Below are 12,506 nucleotides of genomic sequence, written 5' to 3'. Positions count from 1 at the left end.
AGAAGGTGAGTAGGCCTGCTCGCGCGCCCCTGCCGGGAGCACGTCAGGTCGCGGTGAACCAACCCGCGAGAGGCGAGGTCGTGTTGTTCCAGATGTGTTTGACTTCCTGGTATTCGGAGAGCCCGGCCGGTCCGAGTTCGCGCCCGTTGCCGGACTTCTTGAATCCACCCCATTCCGCCGCCGCGGTGTAGTAGCCGAAGTCGTTGAGCCACACGGTCCCGTGGCGCAGGCGGCGCACCACCCGTTCGCCGCGGGCAGCGTCCGACGTCCGGACTCCGGCGGCGAGGCCGTACTCGGTGTCGTTGCCGAGCCGGACCGCGTCCTCCTCGGTGGTGAACCTCTCGACCGTGAGAATGGGCCCGAACGTTTCTTCCTGCACGATGCGCATGGACCGGTCGCAGTGGTCGAAGATGGTGGGCAGGTAGTAGCTACCGCCGTCGAGCGCGGGATCGGCGGGCCGGGAGCCACCCGTCCGGAGCACCGCCCCTTCGGAGATACCCAGTGCCACATAGGCTTCGATCTTGTCGCGCTGTGCGGTCGACACGAGCGGTCCGGTCTCGGTGCCGGGATCGAGCCCCGGGCCGACGCGGATGGCCTCGGCGCGCGAGACGAGGGCGGCGACGAAGTCGTCGGCGATCGACTCCTCCACGATCAGCCGCGTCCCCGCCGAGCACACCTGCCCCGAATGCAGGAAGACGCCGGTGAGCACCTGGTCGACCGACGACTCCCACTCGGCGTCCGCGAACACGATGTGCGGGTTCTTCCCGCCGAGTTCCACGGCGACCTTCGTGACGTGCTTCGCGGCCGTCTCCAGGATGGTGGTGCCGGTCGCGAGTCCACCGGTGAACGAGATGAAGTCGACGTCACCGGTGTCGGTCAGCGCGGGTCCGAGGTCGGCGCCGCTCCCCTGCACCAGGTTGACGACACCGGCGGGCACACCTGCCTCCTCGATCAGCCGGACGAACGCGATCGTGCTCAGTGGCGTGACTTCACTGGGCTTGAGCACCATCGTGCAGCCGGCGGCCAGCGCGGGTGCCACCTTCCAGGAGATCTGGAGCAGCGGGTAGTTCCACGGCGCGATGAGGACGCACACCCCGATCGGTTCGCGAACGACCCGGGAGACGACAGCGGGGTCACCCACGTCGACCACCCGGTCGCTGGAGACGAGGGCCAGCCGGGCGTAGTACCGGAAAACCGACACGACGTCGTCGATGTCGATTCGGCTTTCCACCAACGTCTTACCGGTGTCCAGCGTCTCGATACGCGCCAATTCCTCCTTGTCGCGCTCGAGCAGATCCGCGATACGCGACAGGAGCGACGACCGCGCGGCGACCGCCGTCTGAGGCCAGTCCCCGGCGTCGAAGGCCGCCCGGGCCGCGTGCACGGCTCGCCCGGCGTCTTCGGGCGACGCCTCGTCGACCGTGGCGATCACGTTCCCGGTCGCCGGGTCGATGCAGTCGCGGGTGCGGCCCGACGTCGCCGCGACCCACTCCCCCGCGATGAAATTCACCTTCCCGAACAACCTCTGGACGCCCTGATCCGCGGATAGTGCCGTCATCTTCATACTGTGTCCGAAACCCTCTCGTGTGCATACCTTTTCGATGAACCGACGATGAGCGGATCACGGGAGAGGTCCCGATACAGCGAGAAGCACAATCCGATCATCACCAGGAGGAACGGCGCGGCCGCGATGATCGTCATCGTCTGCAGACCCTGCAGGGCGTCCGAGCCGCCGGTCCAGAGGATGAGTGCCGCGGTGCCCCCGGTGAGGGTTCCCCAGAAGATGACGACCCACGTGCTCGGTTCTCGTGCACCCCGCTGCGACAGGGTGCCCATCACCAGGGACGCGGCGTCCGCGCCGGATACGAAGAAGATCGCGACCAGCACCATGACCAGCACGGTGGCGAACCCCGTCAACGGCAGATGGTCGAGCATCCCGAACAACTGGCCTTCGGTCGAAGAACGCGCCGCCAGGTCGACTCCGTCCTGCTGCTGTCCGATGCCTGCGCCGCCGAACACCGCGAACCATACGAGGCTGACCGAGGTGGGAATGACGATCACGCCGATAACGAACTGCCGGATGGTGCGGCCGCGGCTGATCCGGGCGAGGAACATTCCGACGAACGGAGTCCACGACACCCACCACGCCCAGTAGAAGATCGTCCACGACGACAGCCAGGACGCCGTGTCGTCGCCGGAACTCGCGGCCGTCCGTCCCGACATGGTGGCGAGTTGCGCCGCGTAGTCCGCGATCGCGGTGGGGAGCAGATTGAGGATGAGGACGGTCGGACCGAGCACGAACACGAACAGCGCGAGAATCACCGCAAGCACCATGTTGATGTTGGACAGCCAGTGGATCCCCCGCGCCACTCCCGACACCGCCGAACCGACGAACGCGAACGTCAAGAGCCCGACCAGGGCAACGAGTGCGAACGTGCCGACGTGGCCCATCCAGCCGATGATCTCGAGACCGGAACCGATCTGCAGTGCGCCGAGTCCGAGCGACGCGGCGGTGCCGAACATCGTCGCGATGATCGCGAGGATGTCGATGACCTTCCCCACGGCGCCCTCCGAGCGGCGACCGAGGAGAGGGAAGAACGCGGCACTGATGAGCTGCTTGCGGCCACGCCGGTAGGAGCCGTACGCAATCGACAACCCGACGACCGCGTAGATCGCCCACGGATGCAGACCCCAGTGGAACATCGTCGTGGCCATCGCCGACCCGACGGATCCGTCCGTTCCCGGCGGCGGGCTCACCAGATGGGCGAGCGGTTCGGCGACGCCGTAGAACATCAATCCGATTCCCATGCCGGCGCTGAACATCATCGCGATCCAGCTCACCGTGCGGAACTCCGGTTTCTCGCCGTCGCGGCCGAGCGGAATCCGGCCGTACCGGGAGAACGCGAGGAAGAGCGAGAAGACGACGAACGCCGACGAGGCGGCGATGAACAGCCAACCGAGGTCGGCCACCAGCCAGTCCAGCGCCGCGGTCGACACGACCGAGAGGTTCTCCGGTGCCAGCAGTCCCCACAGGATGAGTCCGACTCCGAGCCCCGCGGCCGTGCCGAACACCACCTTGTCGACGCTCCGCCGCCCTTCGCCGTCGGACGGCGCCGCCGCCTGCTGCTCCTGCGCCTGGTGTCGGGGTTGCGAATCGACACCGTCTACCCTGGGAGGGTCGGTCACCCTCGGTTGCTCGCCGGCGTAGGTCATCGGGGATCCCCGCTCAGCCTTTCGAGTAGCCAGTCGTGGAATTCGCCGATGTGGTGTTCCGCGGGCACCAGCACACCCCCGTTCCGGTACGCCTTCGACGCCATCGTGGGCTGGGTCCGCTCACAGGCGTCGAAGTCCTGCTGGTTGACCCGGTGGAACAGCTCCACCGAACGGGAGACGTCGCGACCCGACGCGGTGACCTCCGGGGAGTACAGCCAGTCGCATTCGACGATGGTGCGATCCGCGGACACGGGGTACATGCGGTGGAAGATGACGTGGTCGGGCACGAGATTGACGAAGACCTGCGGCCGGATCGTGATGGCGTAGTACTTGCGGTCCTGGTCGGGACTGATGCCGGACAACGACTCGAATCCGCCGGTTCCGTCGATGGTGAATCCCTCGACGTCGTCACCGAAGGCGGCACCGTGCCCCACGAAGTACTGTGCGGCAAGGCCGTCCGCGAACTCGGGAAGTACCTCGGTGAGCTCGGGGTGGATGGTCGCGCAGTGGTAACACTCCATGAAGTTCTCGATGATCAGCTTCCAGTTGGCTGCGACGTCGTAGACGATCCGGCGGCCGAGTTCCAGGGTTCCGATCTGGTACCGGTCGATGGCGGCCGGATCACCGAGTCGTTCGGTGACGGCGCCGACGACCTCGTCCTCGAACGACGGCGGTTCGTCGGCCAGGCACACCCATGCGTAGCCGAGCCATTCGCGAAGCGCGACCGGCACCAGTCCGTACCGCACCCGGTCGATGTCGGCTCCGGTCTCGTCCCGCAGCGCGGCCATGTTGGGGGCGGCCACCAGTTTGCCGTCGAGTCCGTACGTCCACGCGTGGTAGGGGCACTGAAGGTTTCTGCGGATCTGCCCTTCGTCCTCGGTACACAGCATGGCGCCGCGGTGCCGGCAGATGTTGAGGAAGGCGCGCAGTTCCCCGTCGCGGCCGCGGACGAGGAGCACGCTCTCCCGGCCCACCGTGATCTTCCGGAAGGCTCCGGGGTCGGCGAGATCGGCGGCGCGGACGGCGCAGAACCACATCGCCTCGAACAGGTTCTCCTGTTCGTCCGTGAAGATGTCGGCGTCGGTGTAGTACCGGCCACCGAGGGTGGGGATCAGTGCCGGTGCGGGCGCGGAGGCGGGAGCGGGGGCTTGGACGTCCGGAGCGGACATAGATGTCACCGTTTCTTTCGTTGCCGGGAAAGATGCGTTTCGGTCGGGCTGTGACCTGATGTCTGTGTGCGTAAGGGGGGCGCAGATCGCAGGGGCGTCGTTGCCGAGTGTGACGACATGCGTGCCCGATCCGCGGCGACCGTTCGAACAGCGGGCAGCTGTTCCCGCCGAGTCATCGCGGCGTCAGCATTGTTGCGTCATCAGCAACGCTATGCGATTTACACAACTTAGACTGTGGCCCGCGGACGTGTCAAACATCACATTCGACACTTCTTTCGCGGACGCGACACGACCGAAACACCGCGTTAACCGCGGACGGCCGGAACCCGGACAAACGGGACTATCCGTTCGTCCCGCCTTGAGGGAGAGGCACTTCCGGGCGTTCAGTCACCCGCGCCGACGGATTGCTGCGCTTCGATCCGCGCGACCGCGTCGGCGAGTTCGAGCGCCACGGCCTCGAACCGTTCGGGTGCCAGCCGGTACTCCGGCCCGGACACACAAATCGACGCGACGATCCGGTTGGTGACCTTGCTCCGCACCGGCACGGCGATGGAATTGAGCCCCGCTTCGAGTTCCTCGGCCGTGGACGCCCACCCGCGCGACCGCACGTGCTCGAGTTCGACGTCGAACGCCCGGAAGTCGGTGATCGTGTTGGGAGTGAGCGGGCTCAACTGCGGCCCCAACCGGCTCCGGAGCTGGCCGGACGTCAATTCCGAGACCAGGACCTTGCCGGTCGCGGTCGCGTGCGCCGGGGTCACCTGACCCACCCACGTACGCAGCGCGACGTGGCGATCGCTGCGGGCCTCGAGCACGTTGAGGGTCGCCGGACCGTCCAGCACGGCGAGGTTGACGGTCTCCCCGAAGGCGTCGGCCAGGCGGTCGCACTCCGGCTGCGCAACCTCGACGAGCCCGCTCTGCGCGACCGTGGCCTCGGCCAATCGCACTACCGCGAATCCGAGCTGATACTTGCCGCGGACACCCGCTTCCTCCACGAATCCGCGTTGCTGCAGCGACGCGATCAGGCGTGACACCGTCGATTTATGCACGCCGAGACGCACGGCGATCTCCGAGGCGCCGACACGGCCTTCTGCCGCGACTATCTCGAGCACGTCGATGGCACGTTCCACCGCGTGCACGGTCTTCGCCTTTCCTTCCGTTCCCTGGGCCGCGGGCGCCGTTGCCTCGGATTCACTCATGCCCCGAGGTTATGCCCACCGACTTCGGGAACGCAGTTTTTACACGCGAATGCTTGACACCGTGGGGCAGCACCGGAGAGCATTGTGTTGCACAGCTTGCAAGTCGTCGCGCATAGCGCAACAACCGCTCCACAACTTGTCCTTCCTCCCCGACGTTTCGGAGGTATCGAGTGATTCTCGATAACGATTCCCCAGTTGTGACCCACCCCGGCGCCATGGCGTTCCCCGTCTGCGAACTCGTGACACTGCCCGTGGGCGAAGTCGTGACGGTGACCCCGCCGGGCATGGCTCCCATCTCCGTCTTCCACACCTCCGACGGTCTGTATGCCATCGACGACACCTGCACCCATCAGGACGCCTCCCTCGCCGACGGCTGGGTCGAAGGCTGCACCGTCGAGTGCCCGCTCCACGAAGCGTGCTTCGACCTCCGCACCGGAGTGCCCTCGGGCCCGCCGGCCAAGATCGCAGTCCGCACACACGACGTGTCGATCGTCGACGGCACCGTGCTGCTTCATCTCGACCAGAAGGGCGACGCCCGATGAACACTGTCCCGAATTCCATTGTGGTACTGGGCGCTTCCCTCGCCGGACTGTCGGCGGTGCGCGCACTGCGCGAGAAGGGATACACCGGCCGCCTCGTCGTGGCCGGCAGCGAGCAGTCCCTGCCCTACGACCGGCCGCCCCTGTCCAAGGAATTCCTCACCGGCGACCTGACCGACGAGGATCTGCTGTTGATGAACAGCGACGACGACACCCTCGACGTCGAATGGCGCATGAACAGAACTGCCACCGGTCTGGTCCATGCCCCCGAAGGGCTCCACCGTGTCACGTTCGACGACGGGTCCCACTTCGACGCCGATGCCGTCGTCGTCGCGACGGGCGCGCGTGCCCGAACCCTGCCCGGACACTCCGGCCTCGCCGGCGTGCACACACTCAGGTCGGTCGACGACGCACGCGCACTGCGGGATTCGCTGTCGCGTGCGCAGAACCTCGTGATCGTGGGAGCAGGGTTCATCGGCGCCGAGGTGGCCTCCACCGCGGCCCGCATGAGCCTGAACGTCACCGTCGTCGAGGCGTCACCGACACCCCTGGCGGGCCCGCTCGGCATCGAACTCGGGGCGATCTGCGCAGGACAGCATGCCGCACACGGCGTCCGGCTCCTCACCGGGGCAGTCGTCGCCGCACTGCTCGGTGGCGACGCGGTCGAAGCCGTCCAGCTGAGCGACGGAACGATCCTCCCCGCGGACGCCGTGGTGGTCGGAATCGGGGCCGTCCCCAACGTCGAATGGGCACGCGATTCGGAACTGATGATCGACGACGGTTTCCTCACCGACTCGTCGTGCCGCACGAACGTGCCCGGCGTGTACGCGATCGGCGACTGCGCACGGACTTTCGACGACGCCCACCAGGTGCACCACAGAAGCGAGCACTGGAGCAACGCCGTCGCACAGGCCGCCACCGTCGCCGACACGATCATGGCCACACCGTCCGGACCCGCCGCGATCCCGTACTTCTGGTCCCACCAGTACGGCAAGATGCTGCAGTTCGCCGGGACGAGACACAGCACCGACGAGGTCCGGTTCGTCGACGGCGATCCCGGAACCGGCACGTTCGTGGCCACCTACGACCGGGACGGCGACACCGTGGGCGTCTTCGCGATGAACAGTCCCCGGCTGTTCACCCGGTACAAGAAGCAACTCGCCAGGTCGCGGGCCTGATGCCGGCGCTACGTGACGGCATAGCCCAATCGGCTGCTGATCTGCTGGGACGTGTCGAGTGCGGCGCGGGCGACGTCCTCGAACCGTTCGGGCAGCAGTCGGTAGGCGGGGCCGGACACACTCAGAGCAGCAATCATTTTCGACGTGTAGTCCCGGATCGGGACGGACACCGCGTTCAGCCCGAGTTCGAGTTCCTCCTCGGACTCCGCCCAGCCCCGCTCGCGAATGGTTTTCAGCGATTCCACGAGCGCAGGCACATCGGTGAGAGTTTTCTCCGTGAGAGCAATCGGAGTTTCTCCCACGCGCTCCGCGAGTTCGCTGTCGGACAATTCCGTCAGCAACAATTTTCCACTCGCCGTCGCATGTGCCGGGCTGCTTTGACCCACCCAGGTATTGGTACCGACGCCGGACGGACCGTCCGCTTTGACGATGCTCACCGATCGATTTCCGTCGAGTATCGACACATTGACGCTCTCACCGACAGTTTCCGCCAGTTCGGCGCACAATTCCTGACTCTGCCGCACCAGATCGCCGTCCGGCGACGCGGTGCGGGCCAGCCGGACGATGGAATTGCCGAGTTGGAATTTTCCCCGGCTCTTCAATTGCGCGACGTACCCTCGCGAATCCAGAACGGCGACGAGGCGCGATGCGGTCGACTTGTGGACACCCAACTCGTCGGCGATTTCGGTGACACCGGCGGTACCGAGCCTCGCCAGGATTTCGAGTACCGCCAGAGCGCGGTCCACTGACTGCACAGCGCCGGACGGCCGGCTCCGATCCCCATTCGAGTTATCGTCCAATTCAGTCATCTCGACTTCAGGATAGGCGACATCACCGTGCGACGGTTACCTCCATCCACACCCGGTTCCACGTCATCACAGTCGGGGTCGGTGCGCATTTCCACTGTGGATCGCAGAATTGCGGCCATTTCATCGACCAATCGTCGTGGAATTACCCGCAATTCGGGGTTGACCCCCTTACTCGTCCAGACCTAATGTGTTGATATATCAGTCGTCGATTTCGGTTCGGATCAGTCCGATCCGTTTCGCAATTCACAGTTCTTTCCGGCGCCGTTCGAGCCCACACCGAACACCGAATCTCCCGCTACTTCGCCACACACAGGCACCCACCCAACCAGGAGGACCATCATGGGGTCACCGCGCGTAGTGATCATCGGAGCCGGCATCGTCGGCGCGAATCTGGCCGACGAGCTCACCGCTCGCGGCTGGGATCGGATCACGGTTCTCGATCAGGGACCGTTGCCGCTCACCGGAGGCTCCACGTCGCACGCACCGGGCCTGGTGTTCCAGACGAATGCGTCCAAGACGATGACCGAGTTCGCCCGGTACACGGTCGAGAAGTTCGTCGGGCTCGACGTGGACGGCGAATGGTGCTTCAACCAGCTCGGCGGACTCGAGGTGGCCACCACCCCCGAGCGTCTCGCCGATCTGCACCGCAAACAGGGCTGGGCCACGTCCTGGGGCATCGAGGGCGCCGTCCTCGACCCGGCCGAGTGCGCGAAGCTGCACCCGCTGCTCGACGAGAAGCGGGTTCTCGGCGGGCTGTACGTGGAGACGGACGGCCTCGCGAAGGCGTCCCGTGTCGTCGTCGCGCTGGCCCGGCGCGCCGAGGCCCGCGGTGCCGTGTTCCAGGGTTCGACGAAGGTGATCGGCATCGAACAGAGCGGCGGCAAGGTGACCGGCGTCGCCACCGCGGACGGGGTGATCCCCGCCGACATCGTGGTGTCCTGCGCGGGCTTCTGGGGTCCCGACATCGGTGCGATGGTGGGCATGGACGTCCCGCTGCTCCCTCTGGCGCACCAGTACGCGAAGACCGAGCAGATTCCCGAACTCGTCGGACGGAACACCGAACTCGCCGAGGCGGGCTTCCCGATCCTGCGCCACCAGGACCAGGATCTGTACTTCCGTGAGCACGTCGACCGCCTCGGCATCGGCACGTACGCGCACCGCCCGATGCCGGTGAACCTGCGCGACCTGGACGCGAGCGACGACGTGTCCGCGTCCGACATGCCGTCGATGCTGCCGTTCACGGAAGAAGACTTCGCGCCGTCGTGGGAGCAGAGCAAGTTGCTGCTGCCGTGCCTCGAATCCGCGAAACTGGAGGCCGGTTTCAACGGGGTCTTCTCGTTCACCCCGGACGGCGGACCGCTCATCGGCGAGTCCCCGGACGTCGCCGGGTTCTGGATCGCCGAGGCAGTGTGGGTGACGCACTCCGCCGGTGTCGGCCGGGCGGTCGCGCAACTGCTCGTCGACGGCCGCTCCGAGGTCGAACTGCACGGCTGCGACGTGCACCGCTTCGAGGAGATCCAGCTCGCACCCGACTACGTCAGCGAGACGTCGCAGCAGAACTTCGTCGAGATCTACGACGTGCTGCACCCACTGCAGCCCAAGGAGTCTCCCCGCGACCTGCGGGTCAGCCCCTTCCACACTCGCCAGAAGGAACTCGGCGCAGTGTTCCTGGAAAGCTCCGGCTGGGAACGCCCGCACTGGTTCGAGTCCAACGCCCATCTGGTACAGGACCTTCCGGCCGAATGGCAGCCGCCGGCCCGCGAACCGTGGGCAGCGATGTTCCACTCCCCCATCGCCGCGGCCGAGGCCTGGAAGACCCGAACCTCGGTGGCGATGTACGACATGACACCGCTGAAGCGCCTCGAGATCAGCGGCCCCGGCGCGCTGACCCTGCTCGACCGGCTGACGACCGGCAAGATGGACAAGTCCGTCGGGTCCGTCACTTACACGCTCGCGCTCGACGAGACCGGTGGCGTCCGCAGCGACCTCACCGTCACGCGGCTGTCCGACAACATCTTCCAGGTCGGTGCCAACGGCAACCTCGATCTCGACTACTTCCGCCGCCAGTCCCCGGACGACGGCAGTGTGCAGATCCGGGACATCACCGGCGGCACGTGCGGGATCGGGTTGTGGGGCCCGCGCGCCCGGGATCTGGTGCAGGCGCTGAGCTCCGACGACTTCACGAACGAGAACTTCAAGTACTTCCGCGCGAAGCAGGTCCGCATCGGCGGTGTTCCCGTCACGGCGATGCGTCTGTCGTACGTCGGCGAACTCGGCTGGGAACTGTACACGTCCGCCGACAACGGTCTGCGCCTGTGGGATCTGCTGTGGGCGGAAGGGCAGAAGTACGACGTCATCGCCGCCGGCCGCGCCGCGTTCAACAGCCTGCGGATGGAGAAGGGCTACCGCTCGTGGGGCAGCGACATGACCACCGAGCACAATCCCTACGAGGCCGGTCTCGGGTTCGCGGTCCGACTGCAGAAGGGCGACTTCCGTGGGCGTGACGCGCTCGACGGCGTCTCCGACGAGACGGTGGAGCGGCGCCTGGCGTGCCTCATGATCGACGACCGCACGTCGGTGGTCCTCGGCCACGAGCCGGTATTCGTCGACGGACAGCCCGCCGGGTACGTCACGAGCGCCGCGTTCGGTCACACGGTGGGGGCGCCGATCGCCTACGCCTGGCTTCCCGCGAACGCGACCGTCGACACCCCGGTGGAGATCGAGTACTTCGGACGCCGCATCCCGGCAACGGTTGTGGCCGAGCCGCTCGTCGACCCCGAGATGAAGAAGATCCGGTCATGACCCTCCGAGACGACACGATCGCCGGGTTCCTGGACTCGCTCGCCGATCGAACCCCCGCGCCCGGCGGCGGCGCGACCGGCGCCCTCCACCTCGGCCAGGCAGCCGCGCTGGTCTCGATGGTCGCCCGCTACACCACCGGCAAGAGGTACGCCGACCACGGGATGCTCGTCGAACGCGTCTGCGCGTCCGCGGATGCGTTCCGCGAAAAGGCACTGCAGTTCGCCGACGACGACATGGCGGCATTCACGGCCGTCATCGACGCCTACCGGCTCCCCCAGGACACGGACGACGAAACGGCCGCCCGCACGTCGGCGATCGCGACCACCCTCGCCGGCGCCGCCGCGGTCCCCGCCGAGGTGGTGGTCGCGGCAGGCGACGTCGTCGCACTCGCCGACGTCCTGCTGCCGGTGGCGAACCGCACCGTCGTCAGCGACGTCGCGGCCGCCGCCGAGGCTGCCCGCGCAGCCGCCACCACCGCCCGGGTCAACATCGAGGTGAACCTGCCGGGTATCACCGATCCGGACACCCGCCGGGCCCTCACCGAGTGCCTGTCCGGCGTCGACGCGATCGTCGAGCGTGCCGACGCAGTCACGACACGAGTACGAAAGCAGCTGACTTCATGACCAGAAGCCTCGGTGGCGCCGAACTCGCCACCTCCATCCGCAACGACGCATCCGTCGCCGCCGCAGCCCTCAACGACCTCGGTATCCGGCCCAAGCTGGCGGTCGTGCAGGCCACCGACGACGAATCGACCGCCTGGTACGTGCGGTCCATCGCGTCGGCCGCGAAACGCACCGGAATCCTGTGCGACATCGTCGATCTCGGCGCCGCGGCATCGACCGAACAGATCCGCAGCACGCTCGTCGAACTCGGCCACGACCCGGACGTCCACGGCATCATCCTGCAGACACCCCTGCCGGACGGAACCGACCTCGATGCCCTCCGGGAGGCGATCAACCCCGCCAAGGACGTCGACGGCGCCAACCCGGTCAGCCTCGGCCGACTCGTCGCGCGTCAGCCGGCGTTCGCGCCCGCCACCGCACAGGCCGTGATCGCCCTCCTCGATCACCACGGGATCTCCCCGCACGGCAGGACGGCCGCGGTGGTCGGCAGATCGACTGTCGTCGGAAGTCCCGTCGCGCATCTGCTCGTGCAGCGCAACGCGACGGTGACCGTCTGCCACCGGCACACCACCGACCTGGCCGCCGGCACCCGTGACGCCGACATCCTCGTCGTCGCGGTCGGCATTCCCGGACTGATCACGGCCGACCACGTCGCCGACGGCGCCGTCGTCATCGATGTCGGGACCACGGCGACCGCGGACGGCCAACTGCTCGGTGACGTCGACGCCGTGGCCGTCGACGGTCGGGCGGGCGCGCTGACCCCGGTCCCCGGAGGGGTGGGACCGGTGACCACCGCGTTGCTGCTCAATCACACGGTCGACGCCGCCGGGACGCAGTACGCCCAGACTCGATCGGAGTCCGTGCTCGCCGGGTTCCGCAGCAGCGTCTGACTCCGTCTCCACCCCTTGACCCGCTCGTCCAGCCTGAAATAGCATGACCCATTCTGATATATCAGTTCGCTCGGACTGACACCTCAA

10 protein-coding genes are annotated in these 12,506 nt (G+C 67.0%); 5 read left to right on the top strand and 5 right to left on the bottom strand.

What is annotated here, in order from left to right; all coding sequences use genetic code 11:
• Positions 1–43: 43 nt before the first annotated feature.
• The 4 genes from ACNJ7E_RS34370 to ACNJ7E_RS34355 form a co-directional block, all read right to left on the bottom strand.
• On the bottom strand, positions 44–1,564 hold the full coding sequence (locus ACNJ7E_RS34370) for an aldehyde dehydrogenase family protein (RefSeq protein WP_418341984.1): 1,521 nt from the start codon (positions 1,562–1,564) through the stop codon (positions 44–46).
• Complete coding sequence (locus ACNJ7E_RS34365) at positions 1,561–3,213, bottom strand: BCCT family transporter (RefSeq protein ID WP_418341983.1); 1,653 nt, start codon at positions 3,211–3,213, stop codon at positions 1,561–1,563. The genes ACNJ7E_RS34370 and ACNJ7E_RS34365 overlap by 4 nt, the downstream gene beginning before the upstream one ends.
• Complete coding sequence (locus tag ACNJ7E_RS34360) at positions 3,210–4,382, bottom strand: aromatic ring-hydroxylating oxygenase subunit alpha (protein ID WP_280782094.1); 1,173 nt, start codon at positions 4,380–4,382, stop codon at positions 3,210–3,212. Before ACNJ7E_RS34360 ends, ACNJ7E_RS34365 begins: the two co-directional genes overlap by 4 nt.
• Positions 4,383–4,765: 383 nt before the next feature.
• On the bottom strand, positions 4,766–5,578 hold the full coding sequence (locus ACNJ7E_RS34355; protein ID WP_280782095.1) for an IclR family transcriptional regulator: 813 nt from the start codon (positions 5,576–5,578) through the stop codon (positions 4,766–4,768).
• Between the two features lie 197 nt (positions 5,579–5,775).
• Between ACNJ7E_RS34355 and ACNJ7E_RS34350 the strand changes: the two genes are divergently transcribed.
• Positions 5,776–6,120 (top strand): bifunctional 3-phenylpropionate/cinnamic acid dioxygenase ferredoxin subunit, encoded by a 345-nt coding sequence (locus tag ACNJ7E_RS34350; RefSeq protein ID WP_280782096.1) that lies wholly within the window; start codon positions 5,776–5,778, stop codon positions 6,118–6,120.
• Positions 6,117–7,295 (top strand): NAD(P)/FAD-dependent oxidoreductase, encoded by a 1,179-nt coding sequence (locus ACNJ7E_RS34345; protein ID WP_280782097.1) that lies wholly within the window; start codon positions 6,117–6,119, stop codon positions 7,293–7,295. The genes ACNJ7E_RS34350 and ACNJ7E_RS34345 overlap by 4 nt, the downstream gene beginning before the upstream one ends.
• 8 nt (positions 7,296–7,303) lie before the next feature.
• Here ACNJ7E_RS34345 and ACNJ7E_RS34340 read toward each other — a convergent pair whose 3' ends face one another.
• A complete protein-coding gene (locus ACNJ7E_RS34340; protein ID WP_280782098.1) occupies positions 7,304–8,104 on the bottom strand; it encodes an IclR family transcriptional regulator in 801 nt (266 codons plus the stop codon).
• Between the two features lie 339 nt (positions 8,105–8,443).
• Between ACNJ7E_RS34340 and ACNJ7E_RS34335 the strand changes: the two genes are divergently transcribed.
• From ACNJ7E_RS34335 to ACNJ7E_RS34325, 3 genes are read left to right on the top strand one after another with little or no spacing between them, the layout of a single operon-like run.
• Positions 8,444–10,906 carry a GcvT family protein gene (locus tag ACNJ7E_RS34335; RefSeq protein WP_280782099.1) on the top strand — a complete coding sequence of 821 codons (2,463 nt, stop codon included), beginning with the start codon at positions 8,444–8,446 and terminating at the stop codon, positions 10,904–10,906.
• A complete protein-coding gene (locus tag ACNJ7E_RS34330) occupies positions 10,903–11,529 on the top strand; it encodes a cyclodeaminase/cyclohydrolase family protein (RefSeq protein ID WP_280782100.1) in 627 nt (208 codons plus the stop codon). The genes ACNJ7E_RS34335 and ACNJ7E_RS34330 overlap by 4 nt, the downstream gene beginning before the upstream one ends.
• The gene (locus tag ACNJ7E_RS34325) at positions 11,526–12,419 is read left to right on the top strand and encodes a bifunctional 5,10-methylenetetrahydrofolate dehydrogenase/5,10-methenyltetrahydrofolate cyclohydrolase (RefSeq protein WP_280782101.1); all 894 of its coding nucleotides are present in this window, start codon (positions 11,526–11,528) and stop codon (positions 12,417–12,419) included. The genes ACNJ7E_RS34330 and ACNJ7E_RS34325 overlap by 4 nt, the downstream gene beginning before the upstream one ends.
• Positions 12,420–12,506: the final 87 nt, after the last annotated feature.

The organism is Rhodococcus mengyinensis (assembly GCF_048381435.1).
Taxonomy (GTDB): domain Bacteria; phylum Actinomycetota; class Actinomycetes; order Mycobacteriales; family Mycobacteriaceae; genus Rhodococcus_F; species Rhodococcus_F opacus_D.
This window is presented reverse-complemented; position numbering and strand designations above follow the sequence as displayed.

Coding starts and splice junctions, on each gene's coding strand:
- ACNJ7E_RS34370 (WP_418341984.1), bottom strand. CDS start 1,564: ATGAAGATGACGGCACTATCCGCGGATCAGGGCGTCCAGAGGTTGTTC.
- ACNJ7E_RS34365 (WP_418341983.1), bottom strand. CDS start 3,213: ATGACCTACGCCGGCGAGCAACCGAGGGTGACCGACCCTCCCAGGGTA.
- ACNJ7E_RS34360 (WP_280782094.1), bottom strand. CDS start 4,382: ATGTCCGCTCCGGACGTCCAAGCCCCCGCTCCCGCCTCCGCGCCCGCA.
- ACNJ7E_RS34355 (WP_280782095.1), bottom strand. CDS start 5,578: ATGAGTGAATCCGAGGCAACGGCGCCCGCGGCCCAGGGAACGGAAGGA.
- ACNJ7E_RS34345 (WP_280782097.1), top strand. CDS start 6,117: ATGAACACTGTCCCGAATTCCATTGTGGTACTGGGCGCTTCCCTCGCC.
- ACNJ7E_RS34340 (WP_280782098.1), bottom strand. CDS start 8,104: ATGACTGAATTGGACGATAACTCGAATGGGGATCGGAGCCGGCCGTCC.
- ACNJ7E_RS34335 (WP_280782099.1), top strand. CDS start 8,444: ATGGGGTCACCGCGCGTAGTGATCATCGGAGCCGGCATCGTCGGCGCG.
- ACNJ7E_RS34330 (WP_280782100.1), top strand. CDS start 10,903: ATGACCCTCCGAGACGACACGATCGCCGGGTTCCTGGACTCGCTCGCC.
- ACNJ7E_RS34325 (WP_280782101.1), top strand. CDS start 11,526: ATGACCAGAAGCCTCGGTGGCGCCGAACTCGCCACCTCCATCCGCAAC.